Below are 26,292 nucleotides of genomic sequence, written 5' to 3' on the forward strand. Positions count from 1 at the left end.
TCAAAGCCCCTCAAGCCGGTTTTCAAAGAAGGTCTGACGCCGCCCACGCAGCGTGATGTCAAATTTGTAGGCGCGACTGTCCATCGGAACAGTTCTGTTCATATCCAGCGGCGCAATCAGCGACTCTACTGCCTCGCGCGTCGAAATCGTATCCACGATCGGGCACAGCCAAATGTGCGGATCGCCCTCAAAATACATCTGAGTAATCAACCGCTGGGCAAAGCCATGACCAAAGACACTAAAATGGATGTGAGCCGGGCGCCAATCGTTCATCCCGTTGGGCCAAGGATAAGGACCGGGTTGGATTGTGCGGAACTCGTAAGAACCGTCTTCAGCGGTGATCGTTCGCCCACAGCCCCCAAAATTGGGATCAAGCGGGGCAAGATAGCTTTCCTTTCTGTGGCGATAACGTCCACCTGCATTCGCCTGCCAAAACTCCAGCAGAGCGCCGGGCACCGGGCGGCCCATCTCATCCATGACCCGGCCATGTACAATGATCCGAGGGCCAATTGCGCATTCGCCCGATTTGGCGAAGTTATGGATCAGATCACTGTCGAGCGCCCCTAACATCTCGTGGCCAAAGACTGGGCCGGTTTCTTCTGACAACGTGGTCGGGAACGACAATAGTGCCGCCTGCGGGCTGCGCTTCACGGAGGTCTTGTAAGGTGGCGTCAGGGCGGCTGGATGCCGATCCCGGTCGCGCGGAACAAAACCGCCCATAGTTGGTGCTTTGCTCATATCTCCACCCCCATTTCCCGGTAGGTCTCCTTCGCAAGTCTAATCGCGTGATTGGCCTTTGGCACACCGGCATAGACAGCCACATGCATAAATGCCTGCAGCACCTCTTCGGGTTTGGCACCGGTATTCCGACAGGCTCGTATGTGCATCGGGATCTCGTCGAAATTACCCATTGCTGCCAACAGCGAAAGCGTCAGCAAGGAACGATCGCGCCTTGAGATCGTATCATCCGCCCAAAGCGTGCCCCAAGCCCCCTCCGTAATCATCGTCTGGAATGGCGCGTCAAATGGCATCTTCGTCGCTTCGACACGGTCAACATGCGCATCCCCAAGCACCTCACGGCGCACCTTCATTCCGGCATCAAATCGATCAGACATTGGCGTGTTCCTTTAAAAAGGGCGAGAGAATGGCCGCACCGGCCGCCGGGTTTTCAACACAAGACACATAACATGCCCCGTCGAAGGCACGCGAAATTGAACACTCTACCAGCGCACTGTTTGGCAGCTGTCCTCTGGGGGCAACATCCATTCGCCTATGCTACGCGCTGCCGTTTGGTTTCGATACCCGCATCAATAGGGCAGACCAACATAGTTCTCTGCCATCGCTTTTTGTGCCGCGTCACTGGAGCGCAGGAATTCCAGCTCCGCAACCTGCATCTTGATATCGAATTCAGATTGATCCGGGTAGCGGTGCATCAACGATGAAAACCACCAGGAAAACCGCTCGGCCTTCCAGACACGGGCGAGCGCCTTTTCGGAGTACCCATCGATCCCGGCCTCAGACCCATTTTCATAATAATCGCGCAACCCATTGTAGAGGTAGTGCACATCTGACGCCGCAGTGTTGAGGCCTTTGGCACCCGTAGGCGGTACAATATGGGCAGCATCACCGCACAAAAATAAGCGACCCCAGCGCATCGGTTCGGTCACAAATGACCGCAGGGGTGCGATGGATTTCTCAATCGAGGGCCCTGTTACCAAGCTATCCGCCTGCTCTTTCGGGAGGCGCCGTTTAAGCTCTGCCCAGAACGCCTCATCGGTCCAGTCGTCAGGACTGTCACTCAACGAGCATTGGATATAATAGCGGCTCAGCTTGTCATTGCGCATAGAGCACAAGGCAAACCCACGTTCAGAATTCGCATAAATCAGCTCATGATTCACGGGTGGCGTTTCGCTCAGAATGCCCAGCCAACCAAACGGATAGAGCTTCTCGTATTCCTTTCGCACATCCAGAGGGATCGTTTGACGGCTGACCCCATGGAACCCGTCACAGCCCGCAACAAAGTCACAATCGATGCGCCGTGCATCACCATCAACATTGTAGGTTAAGTGCGGGCTATCGCTATCCGCGTCATGGATCACAACGTTCTCGACATTGAATTCAATCAGGCCGTTCGCTTTTTCACGCGCGTCGTACAAATCCCGTGTCACTTCGGTCTGGCCGTAGATCATCACATGTTCGCCAGCGTGCTTGGTGAAATCGACGCGAAACATCTCGTCTCCGTAGGACACAAGCGTGCCGTCGTGGGGAAAACCTTCGGCATGCATCCGATCTGCACACCCCGCTTCTTCCATCAGGCCGACCAGGCCACGCTCCAACACACCGGCGCGAATACGGCCAAGCACATAGTCCTTAGTCTTGCGCTCCAAAACGATGCTGTCGATACCGCGCACATGCAAAAGTTGCGAAAGCAAAAGGCCCGATGGACCGCCGCCGATGATAGCGACCTGTGTTTTCATGGTGTCCTCAAATCTGTTGTCGCAAGGTTATGCCGTGTATAAAACCATGTAAATTGTTGATTCATCTACGTTGATTTCCATTTTGGAAAGCACACACGCCCGACAGGTCAACATGACCCAGCTCTCCCTTTTTGTGGAGACGGCGCGCCAAGCTAATCTAAAGGCAGTAGTATCCCCCGCTTAACCTGCCGAACCGCCAAGACGACGGATCTGCGACAGCAACACCGCGGCATTATTGAGCGATGCGCCCGTTGCTTCAAACATCAACGGGAGCGTCATCCACTCCAACGCCCAAGCAGCACCGGAACGTTCCTGCTCGTGGATCATGGATTGCCCCAAAACGCCCTGCTGTCCCGCGACGAACCGGCCCAACGTTACTAGTGCCTCTGCGCGAATGGGGTTCTGTTTATGCGGCATCGCAGACGATCCCCCTGCACCTTCAAGGGCTACTTCGTCTACACCCTGCTGCGCCATCAGCGCGATGTCCTGACCGAGCTTTCCCAACAGCCCAGCTGTTTTCACAAGCCAGTTTCCTAGATCAAGGATGGCGCTGCGGTCCGCATGCCAAAGAGGCACCACTTTCAGGCCAAGCGTATCAGCCACATGCGTAGCGACCGCATCAGCCTGTGCCTGCGGTTTATCTCGCAACCCAACAGCTCCCCCAGCCTGGAGGACCCGACTTTGTTCGATAAGAACGGTCAGTGCGTGAAGCTGCTGGGCCAATGGGCCGCGCCAGATGCGCAGTCGGTCATGAACCGTAATCGGTAACGCAGCCTGCATCCGGGTACGCCCCATCATCGCGTTGTTGCCAAATGCGTCATCCAAACCATCAAGCTGCACCAATATCGCAGCCCCCCTTGCCGCGAAGACCGAAAGCAAATGCTGACATGTCATGATCATCGCAGTGTCGATCACGTCCTGGCTGGTGGTGCCGGTATGAACCGCTTTCTGTACTGGCTCTGGCATTCCAGCGCGCAACTGGCTCACCAGATTGGGCAGCGGCAGTCCGTCCACATCGCTTGCCGCAGATAGCCCTGAGAAATCTGGCGTGAACGCGTCAATCGCAGCAAGGGCGGCGCTTTCCGAAGCCTGATCAACAACTCCGACACGGGCCAAGGCTTGGGTCCAAGCCCGCTCGAACGTGATCATGCGGGAGACGAAAATCTCAGCTGAAAACGCATCTGCGACTTCGCCATCTTGAAACAGTTGCCCAAAGAGGCCGGTGCGGGTGAATGCGTTGGACATGGTGCCCTCCTTGGGCTGGCGTATTTCGACCGACCCAATAACAAGCCCATGATCGAGCAATGCCAATGGAAACGGATCACCCTCTCATACCCGAACTTACGTCCATTGCCAGATTTCTTGCGCCGAGCGATACATTAGAAATTCTTCACGCTCAGCCATCAGGTGGTACATGTGGGTTTTGTCTGTGCACTAGCGAATGGCACGACGATGGATACGATCGCCTGCCTACTCGTTAAGGACCCCCGGCTTCGAGGCTCTGAAAAATCGTCGAAAGGCTGGCATAAGCCTACGCAATGATGCAGGTTTTATGCCAAATGAACGATCAACATATTTAACGCGGGGCCATATCTGAACATGAAAACTGCTCGCGCTCAAAAACAATGAAGCTGGTGTAGACCTATGACCAAACCCAAGAACGTCCTTTTCATCATGTTTGACCAACTACGTTGGGATTATCTTAGCTGCGCAGGGCATCCGCATTTGCATACGCCAAACATTGATGCGCTCGCCGCTGAGGGCGTGCGCTTCTCGCGGACATATGTGCAGTCACCGATCTGTGGGTCCTCCCGGATGAGCTTTTACACCGGACGTTACGTGCATTCGCATGGGGCCACCTGGAACCGCGTACCGCTTAAGGTTGGTGAACGCACCATGGGTGATCACCTACGGGATGCTGGTATGGATTGCTGGCTGGTCGGCAAAACGCATATGAAGGCAGATGACGAAGGCATGGAGCGCCTCGGCATTCCTCGCGATACAGTTATTGGAGCGCGGGTCGAGCAATGTGGCTTTGACGTTTGGGAACGCGACGACGGGATGCGCCCCGAGGGACCAGACGGTTTCTATGATCCTAAAGGTGCCGAAACTTACAACACATATCTGCGCGACAAAGGCTACGATTCCGCCAATCCATGGCATGATTATGCTAACTCTGGTCGCAACAAAGATGACCCCGAAGAAATGGCCTCTGGATGGTTTCTTAAAAACTCCCGCAAAGCTGCTGTGGTTGAAAACGACGATTCCGAAACGCCGTACATGACCAGCCGCGCGATCGAATTTATGGCTCAGGCTGACGACACGCCATGGTGTTTGCACCTGAGCTATATCAAACCGCACTGGCCCTATATCGCGCCTGCTCCGTACAACGATGTGTACGGCCCTGAGCACGTGATCCCTGTTGTCCGCGACCCCCGCGAACAGCAAGAGGCGCATCCGGTTTACAAGGCCTTCATGGAGGGGCGCGTTGGCAAGGCCTTTAGCCGAAACGAGGTCCGCGAAGCGGTGATCCCGGCCTACATGGGCTTGATCAAGCAATGTGATGACCAGATGGGCAGGCTTTTTCAGTGGCTTAAAGACAACGGGCGCTGGGACGACACACTGATTGTCGTGACATCAGACCACGGTGATTATCTGGGCGATCATTGGATGGGTGAAAAAGACCTGTTTCACGAGCCTTCGGTCAAAGTGCCGCTTATTATCCGAGATCCTTCAAAGGCCGCTGACGGTACACGCGGCACCGTTTGTGATGAACTAGTTGAGGCCATTGATCTTGCCCCTACTTTTCTTGATTACGCAGGCGGCGAAGCCAAGCCGCATATCCTTGAGGGGCGGTCGCTAAAGCCATGGCTTCACGGCGAAACCCCAGATTGGCGTGATTTTGCGATCAGCGAATATGACTATTCCCAAAAGGCCGAGGCATCGATGTTAGCTGCGACACCTAGTCAGGCACGGCTCTTTATGGTGGCAGACGCAAATTGGAAATTCATGCATGCCGAAGGTCTGCGCTGCCAGCTTTTCGACCTGCAAAACGACCCCGATGAACTCGTCGACCTTTGGGACAGTCCTGATCACTGCGACATCATCAAGTTGATGTACGATCGGCTCGCAAATTGGGCAATCCGGCAATCCCAAAGGACCACAAAAAGCGATGCTGAAATCCTTGCGAAGGGCAGTGGATCGGGCGGGCTTGGGGTCGTATTGGGCGTCTACGATGAGACTGAAATCGCTCTGCCTGTGACGCAATTTTACCGTGGCAAACCGCGCCCCGGCCCTTCGCAATAGCGTGTTCGTCGAAAATAGCTCAGGTAATTGAAAGTTGAACGAACATCCCAAAGCGTGCGGCTATTACGCTTGATTCGAGCTTGATGTTAAAGGATGGACCGCCGTTGTGGTAGCTAAGTCCGGGGGCAAGACACCCCATTTTTCAAACGGCCTCACTTAGTTGTGTGCACTTTAACCCTCAAGCAAATGGCAAGAATGGGTCCGGCCATTTCTGGTCGAACCCATTATATTGCAAAGCCAAACTAAGTTCCGAAGCAGGGCTAAGGTTAAATATTAGCCTACGACGTTATAGCCACGTCCGCGCATACAGTTCTTCACGATGGCCTCTCGGTCGGCGTTTTTCTTCAGTGCGTTGCCCGTCAAACCGACCAATGCCCCGACTGCAGCCGCTTCACCAAGATTGCTGCTATTGTCATTGATAATAACTGACGACGCTGCAGCAACACCTGCACCTGTAGCAACATCGCGGCCTGTGCTACCATCTATCGAAGCCTGAGACGCAGCCAAACCCTGACATTGTGCAAGATCTGAGTTGTAGTTCGGGCCAACCGCACCGTCGATTACGGGTGTATAGTTGGCACCGGAGTTTTCACAGGCCGCAAGCAGACAAATGAATGAAACAGCGGTGGTTTTTGCGAGCACATTCATAGAGAACCTCCTAGATTTTTAAAATATCAACAATATCGGGCCGCATAACCCAATAGATGACATCAGTCTAACTCACTCCCACCAATAAGACCAACACACCTCCTGCGCTAGTTTCTGTGGTCTGACCTGGCAGGCGGATCGAACACTTCCAGGGAAGATCGGCATGCAGCGAAGATCACGAGATCAGCAACAGCAGATTTATCTGATGATGATTTGCAGCACGCGCTTCAAGCTTTGTGGCTTAATGGCACGGACATCATCTAAGGTGAAAAATTCTTTGCCAGCCCCACCGATACGCTTCGCACGCGCGCAGATTATGACGCCACCTTTGAGATGCGGTTTAGTGTTTTTGAAGGTGCTGCAGACCTTAGCGCAAAACGTGGTTCGTTGACTGACCCATTCTGCGTCAACTGGTGCCCTATCTATTCAGACAACAATCTTTTGGGTGGTTGGATGTCAGGATTGCTCTCGCAAACGTTCGAAACAGCGGTGCCATTAACGGCCCACTGATATTCAGTTTTCCAGTCTGCTGAATTCACCCACAAAGGAACGATCACACTTTGCTTATTTGTGCAGGATTTCGAACCAGAGCCCATCGATGCTTATTGAAGTATCTTCGCCGCAATGGAAGAGATAGTACGTTAGATTTTGCTGCGACTTCCTGGCGATATTGCCCCGGCCGACAATGGACTGCGCAGAAATTGCCGGTGTTCCGCTCGTATGTTTGGGCAATTTGAGATTCTGAACCGGCGACACCAAAATATCGCTGTTGGGGGCCATTGGGGCAAGTGAACCTTGCGGAATAAAAATGGGGTTTGCTTCTGGGTGTAGCGACAGGAATTTCGTATCAAGCTGGATTTTATCAATCCACTTCACGGGCAGGTAATCACCCGAAATGGTTCTTACCGGGTCGCGAAGGCGCAGTGCCTCGATGGGTAGATTTCCGAACGACGTGGCAACGCGTGCACCCGCTACAAATCCTGGTAATGTCCAAGATAACGCGTCGCGTTGCGGCCGAGGGCGTTTCGTCGCAACCTCGCTAGAATCCAGCTTCATCATTACATTTTCTAGTAACTGATCGTCGTCAATAGTCTGTAACATTGGGTACTCACAAATAGCTTCGTTAGTAATCGAACTGGGCAACGTCTTGTTGTCTCGAAATGCGTTTGACGTGTTCTTTGATGGGGCCGGATTCAACCCTTACCCATCAAGTCATTGCTTTCAGAATAATCATACCGGTGATCGCAGTGATTATGACGCGCTTCAAATAGACGCGCCTTATTGCAACTCGATCAGGAATCGAGTTCTCAGATAGTGAAACTGAATGTTGTTTTCTGGCTGAATCCCAGCAATCTGAGACAGATGGATCTTGAAAATAGTTCACTGGTTAAACCTCACGTAACAATCCAGACTATACAAATCTGGTTCTTAAAAAAAGGACCGCACAGGGCAGACTGTGCGGTCCGTACTCTTCACTGCAAAGCACTGTCAGCCAATGGGATGTATTGGACAGACCTTCCGATGCATTGCGAATGATGGCCTTCTCAAACACTTGGAAGAAAAATAATTTCCAACAAGGCCACAATCAGTCAAACGCTCTATGCAATCAATTTATGCTAACTGCAGATGTTTAAGGAACTTGTTGAATATAATTTTTTTCGGAGAACAGATGCACCATTGCAGGGTGATTTGATTACCCATTCTTCTGTGAACAATAGGGTGAATTGGGCGTGCAAACTCTGGGATTTCCTGCAGCTTTGGAAATAATACCGCCGCAGATCGACACAAACCACAAGATCACTGTGCGTTTATCAATACATAGCCCTGACAACATCGGGCAAACATTCATAATCTGATGGGGAGCTTTGATCTGTCGCCTGATGTCTGGATGTTTGAACACGACATCATCGGCATATCGAAAAGGGATGGTGGGGCGCTACGGTCTTTCATTGCGGACAAAAAACCGCAGCGCCTTCATTTCAATCGAAGCAACGCCCGCCACTCGAGGTGGGCATTGACAGGTATTAGTCCTCTTTGTGCTTGATCGGTGCCCAAAGACGCTTGTTGGTCAGATAAAGAAGCACAGACAAAAGCGTCAGCAAGATAACACCTGTAAAACCAGCCTGTTTTCTTGCTGCCATTTTCGGTTCGGCCGTCCACATCAAAAAGGCTGAAACGTCTTCTGCCATGTGGTGAACGTCGTTTGCGTGGCCATCAGCAAACTCAACCTGCTCATCATAAAGCGGTGGCGCCATTGAGATCCAACCAAAGACGGAGTTCTCATAAAAGGTTGTCCCCGCCTCCTCTTTTTCCTCACCGGTATAGCCAGAAAGCAGAGCAGCAATGTACTCAGCCCCACCAATACCTTTGAAGAACTGGTTGATGCCAAGGCCGTAAGGGCCGTGAAAACCAGCGCGCTTTTTGGCCATCAGTGACAGGTCAGGTGCATCTTCCAATCCCGATTCAGGGAAATGGTCTACAGGCGTACCTTCACGGGTGTCATCCAACTCAGCATCGAAAATATCCCATTGCTTGGAGTACTCGATCACTTGGTCTTCTGGCAGCGCGGGGCCGCTTTCAGATCCAAGCGTCCGCAACGCCACAAACTTCAGACCGTGACAGGCAGAGCAGACCTCTGTGTAAATCTGAAGGCCGCGCTGCAGCTGGTTGGTGTCGTATGAGCCAAATGGACCATCGAATGAGAAATCGATGTTCTCAATATGCCCAGAGCTCCCACCGGCTGCAAATGCAGTCGGAGCGATTGCTACGGCCATAGCGGCGGCAAGGATGTGTTTTTTCATCATTTTCATGTCCGTTTACTCCGCCGGGTTCACAATCGTCTTGGTGCCGCCAGCCTTTGACGCGTGCTTCGCGTCAAAATCGGCCTCAATAGTCTCCGGTTGCGGCGACGGTTTCTCAATCGCGCCGAGCAACGGCAAGATCACCAAGAAATATCCGAACCAATAGGCCGACGCGATCAAAGAGAAGCTCGCATAAGGCTCTTCCGCGGGCATAGCACCCAGCCACATCAGTGCAAAGAAATCCACCACCAGCAGAGCAAACCACCATTTGAACATTGGGCGGTAGCGTCCAGAGCGTACGCTGGATGTATCCAACCACGGCACCAGCGCCATCACTGCAATCGCGCCAAACATTGCCAACACGCCAAAGAACTTAGCGTCAATGATGCCGCCGGTCACAAAGGACGCGATCTGCACCACCCAAACTTCGGAAGTGAACGCGCGCAAGATCGCGTAGAATGGCAAGAAGTACCATTCAGGAACGATGTGTGCAGGGGTCACCAGCGGGTTTGCTTCAATGTAGTTGTCCGGGTGTCCCAGATAGTTTGGCATAAAGCCAACGATCGCAAAGAACACCAACAAAATCACAGCCAGCGCAAACAGGTCCTTGATCACAAAATAAGGCCAAAATGGCAGGGTATCTTTTTGTGCTTCTTCTTTGGATTTCGTTCGAACTGGCACACCCGTCGGGTTGTTGTTGCCCGTAGAATGGAAAGCCCAAATGTGAAGAACCACGAGCCCCGCGATTACGAAGGGTAGTAGATAATGCAGTGAGAAAAAGCGGTTCAGCGTGGCGTTATCAACGGCAGGGCCGCCCAGAAGCAACGTCTGCAAGCTTTCACCGATGAACGGGATCGCGCCAAAGAGACCAGTAATAACGGTGGCACCCCAGAAGGACATCTGACCCCATGGCAGAACGTAACCCATAAAGCCGGTTGCCATCATCATCAGGTAGATGAGCATCCCGATAATCCACGTGATCTCGCGGGGTGCTTTATAAGAGCCATAATACAGGCCCCGAAAGATGTGCGCATAAACTGCGACAAAGAACAGCGAGGCCCCGTTGGCGTGCATATACCGCAGCATATAACCACCGCGCACGTTGCGCATGATGTGCTCGACGCTTGAGAACGCCAGATCGACATGCGGCGTGTAATGCATGGCCAGCACGATGCCGGTCGCGATTTGCATTACCAAACAGAACGTCAGGACAATTCCCCAGATCCACATCCAGTTGAGGTTCTTGGGGGTTGGGATCATCAGCGTGTCATAGAGCAGACCTACGATCGGCAAACGGCTATGGATCCACTTTTCGCCGGATGACTTCGGCTCGTAATGGTCGTGAGGAATACCAGACATAAAAGCTCTCCCTTAACCCAGTTTGATCGTGGATTCATCCACGAATGCAGCAATCGGAACCGGCAGGTTGCGCGGTGCAGGCCCTTTGCGAATACGGCCAGCAGTATCGTAGTGTGAACCGTGACATGGGCAGAACCAACCATCAAAATCGCCTGCATCGCCCAACGGCACGCAGCCCAGGTGGGTACAAACGCCCATCATCACCAACCACTCGCCGCTTTCATCAAGGGCGCGGTTGGCGTCGGTCGCCGGTGCATCACCGGAAATATTTTCATTCTCAGCGTTCTGATCGGGCAGCTCGGAAATATCTACTGCGCGGGCCTCTTCGATCTCTGCTTCTGTACGACGACGCATGAAAACCGGCTTACCCAGCCACTTCACGGTCAGTTGCGTACCTTCTTCAACACCCGAAATGTCTACGCGGATCGAAGACAGCGCTTCAACGTCGGAAGAGGGGTTCATCTGGTTAACCAAAGGCCAAACTGCCGCGCCAACAGCAACGGCACCCGTTCCCGCTGTCGCGTAATAGAGGAAATCCCTCCGGCTTTCTGAATGATCTTCTGCTTGAGACACGGGATTTTCTCCAAATCTTGGGCGTTAAACGGCCAATAGCCATTGCGGCGACCCTGAAAAGTCACCTTAGTTCAACGGTGTCTACCGGCATGGGCCGCGCGCGTCCAGATGTCTTGGGCGTGCAAACCGTCGCAGGGGTTGTTTTTCAAACGGAAATACAGCTCAAACTTCGCATTTTTAGGCTTTGGGTGGCATTGTTGCCATCATTGAGGGTCGCGATTCGAATTTCTCGAACCACGTGGCCAGTGTGTCGTTTCCTTGACGCCAGTTGCGTGCCTCATGACGGAAATCCACGTAACCCAATGCGCATGCGACAGAAATCTGCGCCATATCAAGCGGCGCTTCGAGGTGGCTCATCCAGCGTGCATTGATTGCGGCGATAGCGCGCGAGGCCTTGCCCCACTGTGCTTCGATCCACGCGCTCGACTGCTCTGCTTCGTCGCGCAGACGTATTTCGTAGGTCATGGAGACCGCTGATTCCATAATTCCATCGCCGGTCGCTTCTAGCGTTAGGGTTTCCCACTTTCGCTGGCCCTGCGGATAAAGGTTCCCGTCGAAAAGATCGTTGAGATACGCGGTGATGACCCGGCTGTCATAAAGTGTCGCACCATTGGGCCGTTCCAGCGCTGGTATTTTGGCAAGCGGATTCGTCGCAATCAGCGCATCGGCAGACGACAACGCCGTGGTTTGCACCGACACAAGCTCCACAGCATCGGTTTTACCTAATTCATGCAACATCACATCAACTTTGCGGACAAAGGGTGAGGCGGGCGAATGGAACAGCTTCATGGGGGTGTACTCCTGCAGGGTTGCGGACAGTATTCCCTGCCCTGCCCCTGCGCGCAATGGCCACTCAATCGCGCGGGGCCACACCGCGCATCAAAGCGGCCACAATGCGCGGCTCTGATCCGATGCCATACCCTTCCATCTGATCAGTAGCCGCCAATCGCACTTCGTCTGCCTTGTTTTGGCTGAGCTTCCAAGTTCCGTCGACACCGGTGACCTGCATGCGGCACGGCACGATCATCCGCATCATACTTTCCAACACCTCAGGCGTCATCTTGTCAGTCTTCCAAGGCGTCTTGGGCAACAATTGTTCTTCAATCGCCGCTGATTGCCAGTCCAGCATCTCCCGCATGGTATCTTGTGGCAATCGGCTGAGTGTTCCGGTCAAATGAACCGCAACGTAGTTCCATGTCGGAACTTGATCGGGGACGCCGTACCAATCCGGCGAGACATAACTATCGGGCCCAGACACAACTATCGTCGCCTGCAACGGTACCTTTAACGCCCGCGCGATGGGGTTGGAGCGCACCAGATGCAAATCAATGCTGTCGCCCAAGGTGTTCAGCAGAAACGGTACATGGCTCAGCATCGGCGCGCCTTCGCCTTGCACGGCCAGCACACCAAAGCCACGCTCACGCGCAAAACCCAGGTTCTTTGCGGCATCAGCAGTATGAAAGATCGGGTTAGGGTGCATCTTTGCTCTCCTCTTCAGTCTTTCTCTATTGCAGACCACCCTGCTCCTTGGCAATCTCGCGGTATTCTCAGGGCGGGGTGAAATTCCCCACCGGCGGTATGTGGGCTTGCCCCACGAGCCCGCGAGCGCAACGTGCTCCTCTAACGAGGGACGCTTGGTCAGCAGATCTGGTGAGATGCCAGAGCCGACGGTCATAGTCCGGATGGAAGAGAATGCGACCCATGATTGCCCTTTTGGGGGCAGCCAAGGGACGTGATCGCCTTGGGTGGACGTGTCGAACCTAAAGGAGATCAAATATGACACATGGCAATTGCGCCCCCGCCCGTTACGCATTCATTAAAGCACGTTGGCACGCTGATATTGTCGACCGCGCGTTGGATGGATTTACGGAACTGATACCGACATCACAAATTGACAACTTTGATGTCCCCGGGGCATTTGAGATGCCCTTGAAGGCCCAAGAGTTGGCGCGCACCGGGCGCTACACAACCATCATCTGCGCAGCGTTTGTCGTGGATGGCGGCATCTACAGACATGACTTCGTTGCGGCCGCTGTGGTTGATGGGTTGATGCGCGTGGGCCTTGATACCGGGGTGCCAGTGCTGTCAGTTTCGTTAACGCCGCACCAATATCAAGAAACCGCGCATCACAACGCCATCTACCGTGCGAATTTCGTTGAAAAGGGCCGCGAGGCTGCAGCGGCGGCCTTGGCAATGACCAAGCCGGCTCTCCAATCAGCCTAAGTAGGCACGCAATTCCGGCGGCGGGTTTTCCATCAGACCTGCCGCTGCTTGTGGCGCATTGGCGCGACCACCCTCGACAAAGATCACTTCATCCGAAATGCGCCGCACATCTTCGGGCGCGTGGGTCACCATCAACAACGACGCCCCCGTTTCGGTCACAAGGTCACTGACCAGATCAAGCATTTCATTGCGCAACGCCGGCCCCAGGGCCGCGAACGGTTCATCCAGCAACACCAGCGGGTGCGCCTGAACCAACACCCGCGCCAAAGCCGCTCGGCTCTGCTGGCCACCGGATAAATTACCAGGGCGGGTGTCTGCATATCCATCAAGACCGACACGCGCCAAAGCACCTTCAATTTGGTCACGATCCGCAGCACTCAACCGCATGTCAGGACGAATACCAAGGCCGACATTCTGCGCCACAGTTAAGTGGGGAAACAGATTATTATCCTGAAACAGCATTGTCATCTTACGCGCACCCGGCGGCGCATCGGTAATGTCTTGGCCTTGCCAAAGCAGACGGCCAACACTCAGCGTGACAAACCCGCAAACCGCATTCAGCAAAGTCGATTTTCCAGCGCCTGACGGCCCGATCACGGCATATTTGCGCCCCGCTTCCAGCGTCAAATTTGCATGCATCTCAAAGTCGCCTTGCGCGATGACCGCATTATCAAGTGTCAGCATTCCAGCGCCCTCCTTTGTCACATATCCAGAATATCCCAAGGCTCAGCGCCAGCAACAACAACGCCGCGCCCGCGGCCGCTTCCATCCGGTAAGCCCCCATCAAACGGTACATCTGCAAAGGCAGTGTGACCCGGTCTTGATCTGCAAAAAGCGCGATCACACCTAGATCGCCCATTGAGAGTGCGCCGGTCAGCCCAGCAGCAAACCCTATCTGAGCGCGGAGCCGTGGCAGGATCAGCCAGCGCCACAGCGGCCAGCCCCGCATCCCTAAAACGTTGCTAAGCCGTCCGTATACTTGCAGCGTATCGCGCATTGGCGGCACCAAGATACGCAATGCAAATGGCAGCGACATCATCGCGTTGACGATCATCGTTACGGGCAGTGCAAAAAGGCGTGGATCCGCCACCGGGTTGATCAGAATGAACCAGCCTGTGCCAATCATCAGGGGCGATGCGGACAAACCCAATAACCCTACGGCCTCGATCCCGCCGCGCGAACGGCCAGCAATCAATCCCGCCATAGGTAACGCCAAGGCCAGCATGACCAGGATGCTCCCTACCGAAACTCCAAGCGACACCCAGACCGCCTGATAGACCTGCCCCGGCATCTGCGGCAGACCCGCAACACCGCGCAGCACAACCGCGGCCAATGGCAGCAGCAGAAACCCAGCGCCCAGCGCAATCACTCCAGAATCCGACCATCGCCGCCAGCCTTGGGGCGCATCCCAACGCCGACGGGCGCGATCCAAACCACCGCCAACTCTGATGGTCGGCACCAGCCGCAATGCCAAAAGCGCAATGCCCCCGGCCATAACCAATTGCACCACAGACAAGCGCGCGGCACGACCAAGATCGAAATCAAATTTGAACGCTTGGTAAATCGCAAGCTCGATTGTTGTCGCCTTCGGGCCACCACCCAACGTCAGAGCCACCGCAAAGCTGGTCAAGCAGATCACAAAAACCAACGCCAACGCACCCGGCACCACTTGCCGTAGCATCGGACCTTCGACTGCACGAAACACAGCGCGCGGGCTTAGCCGCAACTGCGCGGTAAGGCGAAACCGCTCGGATGGAATAGCCGCCCACCCTTGCAGCAAAAGCCGGGTCGCAAGCGGTAGATTGAAGAACACATGCGCCAACACAACCCCGTGTAGCCCATAAACGGACACACCCGGCAAGCCGATGGTACCCAGCGCAACATTCACCCAACCTGAACGGCCAAACACTGTCACCAACCCCAACACGGCCACAATGACAGGTAGGATAAAAGGTGCACCCAGCAACATTACCAATGCATCGCGACCAACAAACCGTCGCCGCGCCAAGGCACGTGCAAGCGGGATCGCCAGAACCACCGAAAAAACGGCCGACAGCGCGGATTGCACAATTGTAAACCTGATCGCGGCCCAGTCACCGGGGCCAAGCATGCTGCCCGCCTCGACCCGGGTCGCAATCCCAACGCACGCCAGCACAATCGCCGCCACCACTAAAAAAGCGGCGGCGATTCCAAAGCGACGGGTTACTGCGTCAGGGCGCTGCGCCATGCCTCAATCGCCTTTTCTTGTAGGGCGGCTGCCTGTGTCTCATCGTAGAAAAGCACTTTTTCTGGCAACGGAAGCTCATTCCAACCTTCAGGCCACTGGTCTTGTGGCAAAGCTGACGGCAGGGACCAATTGGCGGTCGGAATAACTGTCTGGAAATTCTCAGACATCACATACGCCATGAAAGCATCCGCGAGTTCGGGCTGTTCAGTCTGGGCAATCTTGGCCACGGTTTCGACCATGAAGTAATGTCCCTCAGGAAAGATCGCAGCCTTTTTGGTGAAATCTTCTTCGGCGAACATGTGGTACGCGGGCGACGTTGTGTAGCTGAGCACCATGTCTGCTTCGCCGTCCGTAAACATGCCGTAGCTCGACGACCAATCCTTGGTGACGGTCAAAATCTTCGGAGCCAACTTTTCCCAAGTTGCCTTAGCTTCATCGCCGTAAATCGCCTCTACCCACAGCACGAGCGCCAGACCGGAGATCGAAGTCCGTGGATCTTGAATGACGATTTTGACGTCATCAGGCATCTCCAATAGATCCGCAAAGCTGGCAGGCGGCGTGTCCATCCGGGTCTCGTTATAAATAAACGCGGTGTGACCGTAATTGAATGGCAAGAACGTATCATCCGACCAAGCAATCGGGAGTGTCAGGGCATCGTTGTCTTGCCCATGCGGCGCAAACAGGCCCGTTGCGCGGGCTTTGGCCGTCACGTCAGACGTCAGGCCGATCACCACGTCCGCCTTGGTCCGTGTTCCCTCAAGCAACAAGCGCGGCAATAGATCACCCGTAGCAAATTGCAGATCACAGTCGCAGAATTCTTCGAATCCCGCTTCGATGACGGGGCCGGGGCCCCATTCGGAGGTAAAGTAGTCCCCCGCATAGACAGTCAAAACAGGTGTCTCTGCCAGCGCGGCAGTTGTGCACAAAGTGGCAGCAGCAAACGTAAGATACTTCATAGCATCCTCCAAGTTGCGGCGTCAGAAAGCGTTGGATAGATGTCCAGACCTTCCCTCCGCCGGTGTTAACCGGTTCAGGTTCAACGGGTCCGCGATCATTCGCATCTCAGCTTTACAGCCCCCCGAGGTATGGAGAGATGTAGGACGCGCACCACGAGGAGGCAAGGGATAATCCCTTGAGGCATGGCCCCCACCTCGTTAATGGAAGAGATCAAAGGAGCTTAGCCTATGTCGATCAACAGCTTTGGCCATCTTTTCCGCGTGACCACTTGGGGCGAAAGCCACGGGCCGGCTCTGGGGGCCACCGTCGATGGCTGTCCGCCGGGCGTGCCGATTGATGAAGGTATGATCCAGCAGTGGCTCGACAAGCGTAAACCTGGGCAAAACAAATACACCACTCAGCGGCGAGAAGCCGATGAAGTGCGCATTTTGTCAGGTACCTTTGAAGGCGTCACCACAGGCACGCCAATCCAGCTGATGATTGAGAACACCGATCAACGCTCCAAAGATTACGGGGATATCAAAGAGAAATTTCGCCCCGGCCACGCCGACATCACCTATTTCCAGAAATACGGTATTCGCGACTACCGCGGCGGCGGAAGGTCTTCAGCCCGCGAGACGGCGTCGCGGGTTGCGGCAGGCGGGCTGGCACGCGAAGCGATCAAGGCGATTGCCCCTAACGTCGAAATCACCGGCTACATGGTCCAGATGGGACCACATCAGATTGACCGCGCGGCCTTTGATTGGGACCAGATCAACGAGAACCCTTTTTGGGTGCCAGATGCTAAGGCCGCAACAGATTGGGCCGCATACCTAGATGGTTTGCGCAAATCAGGCAGCAGCGTTGGCGCAATTATCGAAGTCACTGCGCGAGGCGTGCCGGCCGGCATCGGTGCGCCGGTCTACGGCAAGCTTGATACCGATTTGGCCGCCGCAATGATGAGTATCAATGCTGTTAAGGGTGTTGAGATCGGCGAAGGCATGTCTGCCGCAATGCTGACCGGAGAGCTTAACGCGGACGAGATGAGCATGGGCCCGGATGGCCCCGTTTATTCATCCAACCATTCAGGCGGCATTCTGGGCGGGATCAGCACAGGCCAAGACGTTGTCGTCCGCTTTGCAGTTAAGCCGACGTCTAGTATTCTGACCACACGCAAGACCATCACCAAGACTGGCGAAAATACCGAGATCATCACCAAAGGCCGGCATGATCCCTGCGTTGGCATCCGCGCCGTGCCCGTTGGCGAAGCAATGATGGCCTGCGTGATTTTGGATCATCTTCTGCTGCACCGAGGTCAGATCGGAAAGAACCTCGGGACGATTGGCTAACCAGCTTGCGCCGAAAGAATGAGCCGTGCGTGGCGATCTGCACCTTCTAGAATACCGATTGCCCCGCCTGCGCGCGCAAGAACCTTGAGCCCGACATATTGGCCCAATAGCGCATTCGCGACGTCATGTTTGTCGTCCTTGGCGAACCCTTTATGGCGTTCGGACACATCGAGTGCCGCCTCGATACCATCGCGCAGTTTTGCCAATCCACGACGGACCGCCGCCGCGATTTCTGGATCGGACATCTCGGGACCAGCGGCTGCAGTACAAAGTACACAGCCACGCTGATCGCCATCTGAGACGGCTTGTGACAGCCCGGAAAAGAGCCGCAATATGCGTGTCGTCCCGTCAGGACCCGACGGATCCGTCAATTTCGCAACACCGGTATCCACTGCGGTGACTTCGTAGTGATCCAGAACGTTAAGATACAAGTTTTTCTTGTCCTTGAACGCCTTATAAAGGCTGCCGCGTGTTAGTCCCATTCCTTCTAATAGATCGGGCAAAGACGCATCCTGAAACCCGCTTTTCCAGAACACTTGCAACGCGCGATCTACGGCGTCTGCCTCTTCAAATTCCCTTGGTCGTGCCATCAACGCCCTCCTGTCTTGGCTTTGTATTAGTTTGGAACCGATTGTTACACAACTCACGTCAACGTGTCTTGGTGAATCGAGAATGCGACTATAGATAACCGTCATCAGACTTAAAAACGCATCAAAGGAACAGCCCTATGAACCGCTTACGCAACACAACTCTCTCAATCGCCCTCGCAACCAGCCTCGTGTTTGGACTGGTTCAAACAGCAGCCGCCGACACCGCCGGAACCTTCACTGGAGCCAGCGATCACGTGACCACTGGCGGCGTTACCGTTGTCAAAAATGCTGATGGGACCGCAACCGTAACGCTGGGAGCTGACTTCTTTTTGGACGGCGCACCCGACCCCCGCATAGGCTTTGGAGCGAACGGTAGCTTTGTGGAAGGCACCGATGTTGGCTTGCTCGAATCCAACACGGGTTCGCAAACCTTTACGGTTCCTGCATCAATCAATGTGGACGATTTTAACGAAGTCTATATCTGGTGCCTCAAATTCGCCGTCCCTCTGGGCGTCGCAAGCCTGAGCTAAGCTCAGCGCTTCTTGATCTTTGCTGCGGCGAAGAGCAAGAGAGGGCATGGCGCAAACAATGACACAGAACCGGCCAAGTACCGCAATCGCTTTGCGGTTGGCCGCGATCTTTCTATTCATGGTGATGGCGGCGCTTATCAAAGCGTCGTCAGACACTGTCCCCGCTGGTCAGGCGGTTTTTTTTCGCTCATTCTTTGCCTTCCCAATCATCATTCTGTGGCTTTGGCAGCGCGATGATCTCAAGACCGGCTTAGTGCCCGTAAATCTCATGGGCCACATCTGGCGCGGCCTTTTTGGTACATTGGCGATGGGTCTGACTTTTGGCGGACTTGGCCTACTTCCCCTGCCCGAAGTCACTGCGATCGGGTATGCGACCCCAATGTTCACAGTGGTTTTTGCCGCTCTATTCTTGGGTGAGCGTGTACGGCTTGTGCGCCTGACTGCCGTGGTTCTGGGACTGCTCGGTGTCATGGTGATGGTGGCTCCGCGCCTTTCTGCGGATCAAAGCAGCCTAGGGACCGCCGCCACTATTGGGGCCCTCATAATACTCGTCGCCTCCGTTTTGCGCGCGCTGGTTCAAATTCACGTGCGCCGCCTCGTGAAAACAGAGCATACGGCGGCAATCGTCTTTTACTTTTCGCTTACCGCGACGTGCTTATCCTTTCTAACCCTCCCAATTGGCGCGATACTGGACCTGCCTGCACTGCGGTGGGTGATACCCGGTCAAAATGCCCTGATCTTTCTGATCCTAGCGGGCCTTATTGGCGGTATAGCGCAGATCCTTGTGACATCATCGCTACGCTTTGCGGGCGCTTCGGTACTTGCGCCGTTTGACTATTCATCCATGATCTTCGCCAGCGCCATTGGCTGGGTTGTCTTTGCCGAAGTCCCAACTACCCCGATCCTGATCGGAGCGGCGCTTGTAATCGCCGGCGGGGTCCTCATCATTGTTCGAGAACGCCAGCTTGGCCTCGACCGCAGCAAATCAAAAGCCTCAGTGCCCCCCGCTGGCACACCCGGATAAGGAGCCATCCAATGACAGACGATCACAAGCAAAAGATGCAAGAACGCCAAGCAGAGCAACGCAAAAAGGTGGCCGAACTTCAGGACCCAGAAAAGGGTCTGATCCTCGTCCATACCGGTGCTGGTAAGGGCAAGTCGTCATCGGCATTCGGCGTTGTCATCCGCGCATTGGGGTGGAAGCAAAAAGTCGGCGTTGTTCAATTTATCAAGGGCAAATGGAAAACCGGAGAGCGGCAGTTCTTTGACCGTTTGGGCGAAGTAACCTGGGCCACCATGGGCGAAGGTTTCACTTGGGACACCCAAGACAAGGGCCGAGATATCGCCGCTGCCCAAGCCGCTTTTGACAAAGCTCGCGAAATGATGAGCAGCGGAGAGTATGACTTGATCGTCCTGGACGAGATCAACATTGCGATGCGCTACGATTACCTATCCATCGAAGATGTCATCAGCGGTCTGGATGCGCGTGACAAGCGGACCGGCGTGATCCTTACTGGACGCGACGCAAAACCAGAGCTGTGTAACTACGCTGATCTGGTTACCGAGATGACCGAGGTAAAGCACCCGTTCAAGGCTGGCATCAAAGCCCAGCGTGGGTTGGATTACTGACATCAGAGATCTCTCATCCTGAGCGGTTCTGACGCCACAGATGCACCGCAACAGCAACGAGAACGATACCGCCCCCGAGGAAGGTGTGGCGGCCCGGTGTCTCGGCAAATACGATCCAAACCCAAACAGGGGCCAGCGGCGCGTCGAGTGCGGTGATCAACGCCGTCTCGACCGCTGGCAAATATCGCGCGCCCAGTGAAAACAACGCCAGTCCCAGCGCCGAGTTGACCAATCCAAACGCGATCAGCAGCCCCATATCAGAGCTAGATACGGCTAGTGTCTCAGCAAAAGGCAGCGCGGCCAGCCCGCTCAACCCGGCTGACAATGCAGATGCGGCCATTATCGGAAGGGTTGGAATACGCCGCGAAATCACCATCATCGCAGCAAGCGCGAGCGTCATACCAAATGCCAACACATCTCCAAGCAGCGCGCCATCGCGTCCCAAGCCAACCATGATCGCCACGCCCACCAACGCAACAAGACTTGCCATCAACGCTCCGCGTGACAATCGTTCGCGTAGTACCAGCCACCCCAAAGCCGCAGCAACAAGTGGGACAGTGGCATAGATTATCGCAACATGCGCCACAGTGGTAAGCCGCAGCGCAGTGATAAAACACAGCATCCCTGCGCCGGAAATGATGGCAAAGCCCCAGCCCGCGACGCCAAGCCGGGCGAATTCCCCAAATGCCTGGCGTCCTTGCAGGCCAAAAGACACAGCAAAGATACCTAGCCCTCCGAACAGCCCGCGCCAAAACAGCATCGATCCTGTGTCGGCCTCGATCAGGCGGGTGAACAGGCCTGCGGTACTCCATGCCAGCGCGGCTGCAGTGACAAGGATCAGGCCCAGCCGGTAATCAGCTGCTGGCGTACGTGCGGTTTTATCCATTCGCGGTTTTCCAATCGCCAGTTTTGTTCCACCATCGGTGTGGATTTTTATTGTCGTCTAAACCTTTGCCGCGACTTCGCAGAACTTCTTGAACGATGATGACGGGTTCATAATAACAATGAACCTCATAGATCGCCTCGATCACTCGGCGCAGCTTATCTTCATCGCGGGGCAAGAACAGGCTCATTTCATCTACGCCGGGGCGTTTGCGAATGTCTTCTTCTGCACCAGTGGGCGTTCCTTCGCGGGGGCGGTAATATTCCTGTCCTGGCGCATGACGATAGCCATTCATATTGGTCTTTCCATGCGCAAGTGGCTCAATGTCAGTGATGGCCTCAAATATGAGGTCGATGTCATCTATCGGAGCCTGAAACTTCAGCAGCCACATCATCTGCATTTCAATCGGAGTGGTGGCAAAACCGTGCTGGAGAATTGATTGGGTCATGGTGTGTTCCTTGTGGTGATATCTTGGATCTACCCAATCACTGCTGACATGTATCTGTCAGCAGGGTTGTGTTAGGCCCAACATCATCCAAGGAGGCCTATCCATGCGATCCAGCCGTATGTTTGAAATCATCCAGATATTGAGGGCAGCGCCAAGCCCCCGAACCGCAGCACAGATCGCTGAGGCATTGGAGGTAACAAAACGCACCATCTACCGCGACATCGCGAGCCTTCAGGCGATGCGTGTGCCAATCGAGGGCGAGGCAGGCGTGGGGTATATCATGCGGCCCGGATACGATCTGCCGCCAGTGAACTTCGATTTGGAAGAAGCGGAAGCCTTAACGGTCGGTTTGAGTATGATCGCTAGAACCGGCGACAAAGGATTACAGCAATCAGCAGAACGCGCCGCGCGAAAGCTGGCCGAGGCAATGGCGTTCAGTGCGTCAGTTTATACATCAAGCTGGCCCCAAAATGTGCCCAAGGGCATCGACATGTCGCAGGTCCGCGAAGCGATCAGGTCAGAGCGAAAACTTTCGCTCAATTACTCCGATGCCACCGGACAGCAGACGCGCCGCACCGTCCTGCCTGTCGCCGTCATATATTATTACGATTCCATAGTGCTGGCTGCTTGGTGCGAAATGCGCCGCGATTTCCGGCACTTTCGGCCAGATCGCATCACTGAATTACAAATTTTGGAGGAACAGTTTTTGGGTCGCGGCATGGCATTGCGTCAGGCATGGGCCCTTGAGCACGCCGCAGATCTGTCGGGTTAGGTGGGGAATGGCCCCCACCCGACCGTTCATTTATTCGCGCACGAGCTTTTCGTAACGCGTGGCCACATCACGGGTCAGGCTGCCAACCTCAAAGTTATAGTCACCGATTTGACCAACCGGTGTAACCTCGGCCGCTGTACCCGTCAGCCAGCATTGCTCAAAGCCTTCAAGCTCTTCAGGCATGATGTGCCGTTCATGCACGGTGATTTGCTGATCACGCAACATACCAACGACAGTCTGACGGGTGATGCCGTTCAAAAAGCAATCGGGCTCAGGTGTGTGGACTTCACCATCCTTAACGAAAAAGATATTCGCGCCCGTCGCTTCGGCCACATAGCCGCGATAGTCGAACATCATCGCGTCTGAGCACCCCTTCGCCTCGGCTGCATGTTTGGACATTGTGCAAATCATATAAAGACCGGCGGCCTTTGCATGGCAGGGAATCGTTTCGGGCGAAGGCCGCTTCCATTTGGAAATGTCGAGCTTGGCGCCCTTCATCTTGGCATCGCCATAATACGCGCCCCACTCCCATGCCGCGATCGCCACGCGTACAGGATTGCGCGAAGACGCAACGCCCATATCTTCGCCAGCGCCTCGCCAAGCAATCGCACGCACATACGCATCCTGAAGGCCCGACGCCGCAAGCACCTCGACCTTGGCGGCTTCAAGCTCATCCACCGTATAAGGGATCTCAAAATCGACCATCTGAGCGGAACGTTTCAAACGCTCGGAATGTTCGCGCGATTTGAAAATCTTGCCGTTATAGGCGCGCTCGCCCTCAAAAACAGAGGACGCGTAATGCATCGCGTGGGTCAGGATATGGATGTTCGCCTCACGCCAATCAACCATCTTGCCATCCATCCAGATGTGACCGTCCCGGTCGTTATAAGCGCCAGCCATGATAGTTCCTTTCCCGATCCAAAGATCTCTTTACGAAAATTGCGCAAATATAGTGATTTAGAGACATATAATTGCGTCAAACCTTAGATTCGATAGCCTTTCGGGGTTGGAGTGTCAACAACGCTGACATAAACTGCGCCAAGCAGTTAGGTAGGACGCACATAATGGACAGGCGAGCATCGGTGACTTTGGGTGGTGAAGCGCTTTTGTTCTTAACGGACGAACAGCTCCGGCAAGGCGCTGAGGCGATGTTCTTTGCCTATCGAGGTTTTACGGCCGATCCTGATCGCATTTTGGATGAACTGGCATATGGGCGCGCCCATCACAGGGCCATTTACTTCATCAACCGCGCGCCCGGAACCACAGTAAACAATCTCCTGAATATCCTTGGGGTTACCAAACAGTCGCTAAACCGTGTCTTGCGCACCCTGATTGCTGATGGTCTCGTAGAGAGCACGGTCGGCCGTGCCGACAAACGCGAAAGGCATCTTCATTTAACAAGTACAGGACGCACATTGGAGCAGACATTATCGGACGCTCAGCGCGCACGGATGCGCGCCGCGTACAGAGATGCTGGCCCAGAGGCAGTTACAGGGTTTCGCACAGTGCTCGAGGCAATGATGGATCCAGAGATGCGCGCCAGCTACACCCGATTGAAGGAGCACGGCGTATGACCGCAATGGACGCACATCTGATGATCGTCGATGACGATGAGCGTATCCGTACGCTTTTGCAAAAATTCCTAATGCGAAACGGCTTTCTGGTGACTGCCGCTCGTGATGCCGCGCATGCCCGGCGCATCCTTGCTGGCCTCGATTTTGATTTGATCGTTCTGGATGTCATGATGCCCGGCGAAGACGGCATGTCACTGTGCAAGTCCTTGCGTGAAACCATGCAAACCCCGATCCTACTGCTGACAGCCAAAGGTGAAACCAACGACAGGATTGAAGGGTTGGAGGCGGGTGCCGACGATTACCTCGCCAAGCCGTTTGAACCCAAAGAGCTGTTGCTTAGGATCAATGCGATTCTTCGGCGTATCCCTGAAACACCAGCGGAAGACAGCGCGCCAAAGGTGCTGACGCTCGGCACCATTCGCTATGATATGGAACGCGGTGAGATGTGGCAGGGCGAAGAACTCGTTCGCCTCACAGCCACAGAAATGCAGCTCATGAAAATTTTCTCGGCCAAACCGGGTGAGCCACTAAGCCGCTCGCATCTGGTTGAAGAGTTAGGCCGGGACCGCGGCCAGGCCCAAGAACGTGCCGTTGACGTACAAATCACACGGCTACGGCGCAAGATTGAGGCAAACCCGAAACAACCACGCTACCTGCAAACGGTGCGCGGCGCTGGCTATATGCTCGCACATGATTGAGCGCTGACGACCAAGGCTCCGCCCGCCTAGAACCTGTAGAATTTTTTGGCCGATGCAGGATAAGGCGGTCTGGCCTTGGCTCATAGTGAGCCTTATGATGAGCCAACAGTAAAAAGAGAGACCGCAATGAGCGACACCCCCGTTGAAGAAATGAACTTTGAAACCGCCATGGCCGAACTGGAAAAGGTTTTGGGCCAATTGGAACGGGGCGACGTGGCATTGGACGAGAGCATTTCGCTCTATGAACGCGGGGCGGCCTTGAAAGCGCGCTGCGAGGCCAAGCTGAAAGAAGCCGAAGAAAAGGTTGCTGCCATCACGTTGGATGGCGACGGCAACCCGACGGGATCTACGCCTGTCGAAGGGCTCTGAAGTCCGGTCATGAGCTTTTCGGAACGCAAACCTTTCCCGAGCGCTTTGGCGACTGCGGGCACCATGGCTTCTGTGCAGATCGATGCGGCGTTGGACGGCACATCCGGGCCGATTGCAGCGGCGATGATGTATGCGTCCCAAGGCGGAAAAGGATTGCGGGCATTTCTCGTGCTCGAGACTGCAAGGCTTCACCATATTGCACCATTGGCAGCAGCACCTGCTGCAGGGGCTATTGAGGCCATACAAGCTTATTCCCTAGTTCATGATGATTTGCCCTGTATGGATGACGATGACCTGCGGCGCGGCCGCCCGACCGTCCACCGCAAATGGGATGAAGCAACGGCCGTTCTTGCAGGCGATGCGTTGCAAACCTTGGCCTTTGAGCTGGTGGCACAAACCGATTGCCCTGATGCCGGACGCCTTGATCTTATGACGAGCCTTGCAAGAGCTGCCGGCATTCGAGGCATGGTAGGTGGTCAGGCGTTAGATATCGCAGCAGAAACAGCCGATGCGCCTTTGTCCCTAGACGAAATCATAACGTTGCAGGACGGTAAGACTGGCGCGCTGATCCAGTGGTCCGCAATGGCGGGGCCACGGATGGCGCAGGCCGACACCGGGGCGTTGGAAACCTATGCCCGTAATCTTGGGTTGGCCTTTCAAATTGCTGATGACATCCTAGATGTTGAAGGAGACGTGGCCACTTTGGGCAAAGCCGTTGGTAAGGATGCGAATGCCGGCAAAGCAACATTCGTGTCACTTCTTGGCCTTGATGGTGCCAAGCAGCGCGCGCAAGGCCTTGTGGATGCCGCTTGTGACGCATTGACTGTTTACGGGGATGAGGCAGAAACCTTGCGAGAGGCCGCGCGCTTCGTTATTTCCCGCAAGAGCTAAGGGAACGTT

The 26,292-nt window shown here is 54.8% G+C and carries 29 protein-coding genes and 2 riboswitches; of the genes, 11 read left to right on the forward strand and 18 right to left on the reverse strand.

What is annotated here, in order from left to right; genetic code table 11:
- The 4 genes from pcaH to C1J03_RS21950 form a co-directional block, all read right to left on the reverse strand.
- The gene (gene pcaH, locus C1J03_RS21930; protein ID WP_114888511.1) at positions 1–738 is read right to left on the reverse strand and encodes a protocatechuate 3,4-dioxygenase subunit beta; all 738 of its coding nucleotides are present in this window, start codon (positions 736–738) and stop codon (positions 1–3) included.
- Entirely contained in the window at positions 735–1,115 is a 381-nt protein-coding gene (gene pcaC, locus C1J03_RS21935; protein ID WP_114888512.1) for a 4-carboxymuconolactone decarboxylase, read from the reverse strand. Before pcaC ends, pcaH begins: the two co-directional genes overlap by 4 nt.
- A gap of 192 nt (positions 1,116–1,307) precedes the next feature.
- Positions 1,308–2,477, reverse strand: a complete 1,170-nt coding sequence (gene pobA / locus C1J03_RS21945; protein ID WP_114888513.1) for a 4-hydroxybenzoate 3-monooxygenase — start codon at positions 2,475–2,477, stop codon at positions 1,308–1,310.
- Positions 2,478–2,657: 180 nt separating this feature from the next.
- Positions 2,658–3,722, reverse strand: coding sequence for a 3-carboxy-cis,cis-muconate cycloisomerase (locus C1J03_RS21950; RefSeq protein ID WP_114888514.1), 1,065 nt, complete (start codon positions 3,720–3,722; stop codon positions 2,658–2,660).
- Positions 3,723–4,121: 399 nt separating this feature from the next.
- Here C1J03_RS21950 and C1J03_RS21955 point away from each other — a divergent pair, with 399 nt between their 5' ends.
- A complete protein-coding gene (locus C1J03_RS21955) occupies positions 4,122–5,783 on the forward strand; it encodes a sulfatase-like hydrolase/transferase (RefSeq protein ID WP_114888515.1) in 1,662 nt (553 codons plus the stop codon).
- A gap of 273 nt (positions 5,784–6,056) precedes the next feature.
- Here C1J03_RS21955 and C1J03_RS21960 read toward each other — a convergent pair whose 3' ends face one another.
- The 7 genes from C1J03_RS21960 to C1J03_RS21990 all read right to left on the reverse strand — a co-directional run bounded on the left by C1J03_RS21960 (position 6,057) and on the right by C1J03_RS21990 (position 12,644).
- Positions 6,057–6,431 (reverse strand): glycine zipper family protein, encoded by a 375-nt coding sequence (locus C1J03_RS21960; RefSeq protein WP_114888516.1) that lies wholly within the window; start codon positions 6,429–6,431, stop codon positions 6,057–6,059.
- Positions 6,432–6,995: 564 nt separating this feature from the next.
- On the reverse strand, positions 6,996–7,532 hold the full coding sequence (locus C1J03_RS21965) for a Hint domain-containing protein (RefSeq protein WP_114888517.1): 537 nt from the start codon (positions 7,530–7,532) through the stop codon (positions 6,996–6,998).
- A 923-nt stretch (positions 7,533–8,455) separates the two neighbouring features.
- Positions 8,456–9,235, reverse strand: coding sequence for a cytochrome c1 (locus C1J03_RS21970; RefSeq protein ID WP_114889144.1), 780 nt, complete (start codon positions 9,233–9,235; stop codon positions 8,456–8,458).
- A 12-nt stretch (positions 9,236–9,247) separates the two neighbouring features.
- Positions 9,248–10,591, reverse strand: a complete 1,344-nt coding sequence (gene petB, locus C1J03_RS21975) for a cytochrome b (protein ID WP_114888518.1) — start codon at positions 10,589–10,591, stop codon at positions 9,248–9,250.
- Positions 10,592–10,603: 12 nt separating this feature from the next.
- Entirely contained in the window at positions 10,604–11,164 is a 561-nt protein-coding gene (gene petA / locus C1J03_RS21980; RefSeq protein WP_114888519.1) for a ubiquinol-cytochrome c reductase iron-sulfur subunit, read from the reverse strand.
- 177 nt (positions 11,165–11,341) lie between these two features.
- On the reverse strand, positions 11,342–11,953 hold the full coding sequence (locus tag C1J03_RS21985) for a glutathione S-transferase (protein WP_114888520.1): 612 nt from the start codon (positions 11,951–11,953) through the stop codon (positions 11,342–11,344).
- Between the two features lie 64 nt (positions 11,954–12,017).
- Positions 12,018–12,644 carry an FMN-binding negative transcriptional regulator gene (locus C1J03_RS21990; protein WP_114888521.1) on the reverse strand — a complete coding sequence of 209 codons (627 nt, stop codon included), beginning with the start codon at positions 12,642–12,644 and terminating at the stop codon, positions 12,018–12,020.
- 59 nt (positions 12,645–12,703) lie between these two features.
- Positions 12,704–12,862: riboswitch (FMN riboswitch) on the forward strand.
- A 78-nt stretch (positions 12,863–12,940) separates the two neighbouring features.
- Here C1J03_RS21990 and C1J03_RS21995 point away from each other — a divergent pair.
- Positions 12,941–13,387, forward strand: coding sequence for a 6,7-dimethyl-8-ribityllumazine synthase (locus C1J03_RS21995; RefSeq protein WP_114888522.1), 447 nt, complete (start codon positions 12,941–12,943; stop codon positions 13,385–13,387).
- On the opposite strand, the gene C1J03_RS22000 is transcribed toward C1J03_RS21995, so the two are convergent.
- Genes C1J03_RS22000 through C1J03_RS22010 form a run of 3 tightly spaced genes read right to left on the reverse strand, consistent with a single transcriptional unit; the run spans position 13,379 to position 16,570 of the window.
- Positions 13,379–14,071 carry a thiamine ABC transporter ATP-binding protein gene (locus C1J03_RS22000; RefSeq protein WP_114888523.1) on the reverse strand — a complete coding sequence of 231 codons (693 nt, stop codon included), beginning with the start codon at positions 14,069–14,071 and terminating at the stop codon, positions 13,379–13,381. The genes C1J03_RS21995 and C1J03_RS22000 overlap by 9 nt on opposite strands.
- Positions 14,058–15,614 carry a thiamine/thiamine pyrophosphate ABC transporter permease ThiP gene (locus C1J03_RS22005; protein ID WP_114888524.1) on the reverse strand — a complete coding sequence of 519 codons (1,557 nt, stop codon included), beginning with the start codon at positions 15,612–15,614 and terminating at the stop codon, positions 14,058–14,060. Before C1J03_RS22005 ends, C1J03_RS22000 begins: the two co-directional genes overlap by 14 nt.
- Positions 15,590–16,570: a thiamine ABC transporter substrate-binding protein gene (locus tag C1J03_RS22010; protein WP_114888525.1), complete on the reverse strand. Its 981-nt coding sequence runs from the start codon at positions 16,568–16,570 to the stop codon at positions 15,590–15,592. The genes C1J03_RS22005 and C1J03_RS22010 overlap by 25 nt, the downstream gene beginning before the upstream one ends.
- A 34-nt stretch (positions 16,571–16,604) precedes the next feature.
- A riboswitch (TPP riboswitch) is annotated at positions 16,605–16,705 on the reverse strand.
- A 93-nt stretch (positions 16,706–16,798) separates the two neighbouring features.
- Here C1J03_RS22010 and aroC point away from each other — a divergent pair.
- Positions 16,799–17,899 carry a chorismate synthase gene (gene aroC / locus C1J03_RS22015; protein ID WP_114888526.1) on the forward strand — a complete coding sequence of 367 codons (1,101 nt, stop codon included), beginning with the start codon at positions 16,799–16,801 and terminating at the stop codon, positions 17,897–17,899.
- On the opposite strand, the gene C1J03_RS22020 is transcribed toward aroC, so the two are convergent.
- The gene (locus tag C1J03_RS22020; RefSeq protein ID WP_162798633.1) at positions 17,896–18,489 is read right to left on the reverse strand and encodes a TetR/AcrR family transcriptional regulator; all 594 of its coding nucleotides are present in this window, start codon (positions 18,487–18,489) and stop codon (positions 17,896–17,898) included. The two genes, aroC and C1J03_RS22020, sit on opposite strands and share 4 nt — an antisense overlap.
- A 137-nt stretch (positions 18,490–18,626) precedes the next feature.
- On the opposite strand from C1J03_RS22020, the gene C1J03_RS22025 reads away from it, so the two are divergent.
- Genes C1J03_RS22025 through cobO form a run of 3 tightly spaced genes read left to right on the forward strand, consistent with a single transcriptional unit; the run spans position 18,627 to position 20,648 of the window.
- Positions 18,627–19,019, forward strand: a complete 393-nt coding sequence (locus C1J03_RS22025; protein WP_114888528.1) for a DM13 domain-containing protein — start codon at positions 18,627–18,629, stop codon at positions 19,017–19,019.
- A 46-nt stretch (positions 19,020–19,065) separates the two neighbouring features.
- Positions 19,066–20,043, forward strand: coding sequence for a DMT family transporter (locus C1J03_RS22030; RefSeq protein ID WP_114888529.1), 978 nt, complete (start codon positions 19,066–19,068; stop codon positions 20,041–20,043).
- Positions 20,044–20,054: 11 nt separating this feature from the next.
- The gene (cobO, locus tag C1J03_RS22035) at positions 20,055–20,648 is read left to right on the forward strand and encodes a cob(I)yrinic acid a,c-diamide adenosyltransferase (RefSeq protein WP_114888530.1); all 594 of its coding nucleotides are present in this window, start codon (positions 20,055–20,057) and stop codon (positions 20,646–20,648) included.
- A 13-nt stretch (positions 20,649–20,661) separates the two neighbouring features.
- Here the strand turns inward: cobO and C1J03_RS22040 are convergent, their stop codons facing one another.
- Positions 20,662–21,534 carry a DMT family transporter gene (locus C1J03_RS22040; RefSeq protein WP_114888531.1) on the reverse strand — a complete coding sequence of 291 codons (873 nt, stop codon included), beginning with the start codon at positions 21,532–21,534 and terminating at the stop codon, positions 20,662–20,664.
- Positions 21,527–21,979 carry a hypothetical protein gene (locus C1J03_RS22045; protein ID WP_216825881.1) on the reverse strand — a complete coding sequence of 151 codons (453 nt, stop codon included), beginning with the start codon at positions 21,977–21,979 and terminating at the stop codon, positions 21,527–21,529. Before C1J03_RS22045 ends, C1J03_RS22040 begins: the two co-directional genes overlap by 8 nt.
- 103 nt (positions 21,980–22,082) lie before the next feature.
- Here C1J03_RS22045 and C1J03_RS22050 point away from each other — a divergent pair, with 103 nt between their 5' ends.
- The gene (locus C1J03_RS22050) at positions 22,083–22,751 is read left to right on the forward strand and encodes a helix-turn-helix transcriptional regulator (RefSeq protein WP_114888532.1); all 669 of its coding nucleotides are present in this window, start codon (positions 22,083–22,085) and stop codon (positions 22,749–22,751) included.
- 30 nt (positions 22,752–22,781) lie between these two features.
- On the opposite strand, the gene C1J03_RS22055 is transcribed toward C1J03_RS22050, so the two are convergent.
- A complete protein-coding gene (locus tag C1J03_RS22055; RefSeq protein WP_114888533.1) occupies positions 22,782–23,651 on the reverse strand; it encodes a branched-chain amino acid aminotransferase in 870 nt (289 codons plus the stop codon).
- A gap of 164 nt (positions 23,652–23,815) precedes the next feature.
- Between C1J03_RS22055 and C1J03_RS22060 the strand changes: the two genes are divergently transcribed.
- The 4 genes from C1J03_RS22060 (at position 23,816) to C1J03_RS22075 (ending at position 26,283) form a co-directional block, all read left to right on the forward strand.
- Positions 23,816–24,325, forward strand: coding sequence for a MarR family winged helix-turn-helix transcriptional regulator (locus tag C1J03_RS22060; protein WP_114888534.1), 510 nt, complete (start codon positions 23,816–23,818; stop codon positions 24,323–24,325).
- A complete protein-coding gene (locus C1J03_RS22065) occupies positions 24,322–25,023 on the forward strand; it encodes a response regulator (protein ID WP_114888535.1) in 702 nt (233 codons plus the stop codon). The genes C1J03_RS22060 and C1J03_RS22065 overlap by 4 nt, the downstream gene beginning before the upstream one ends.
- A gap of 126 nt (positions 25,024–25,149) precedes the next feature.
- Positions 25,150–25,392, forward strand: coding sequence for an exodeoxyribonuclease VII small subunit (locus C1J03_RS22070; RefSeq protein WP_114888536.1), 243 nt, complete (start codon positions 25,150–25,152; stop codon positions 25,390–25,392).
- A 9-nt stretch (positions 25,393–25,401) separates the two neighbouring features.
- A complete protein-coding gene (locus C1J03_RS22075; RefSeq protein WP_174234486.1) occupies positions 25,402–26,283 on the forward strand; it encodes a polyprenyl synthetase family protein in 882 nt (293 codons plus the stop codon).
- The last annotated feature ends 9 nt before the right edge of the window (positions 26,284–26,292 follow it).

Origin of the sequence: Sulfitobacter sp. SK012, assembly GCF_003352085.1 — a bacterium.
Classification (GTDB): Bacteria; Pseudomonadota; Alphaproteobacteria; order Rhodobacterales; family Rhodobacteraceae; genus Sulfitobacter.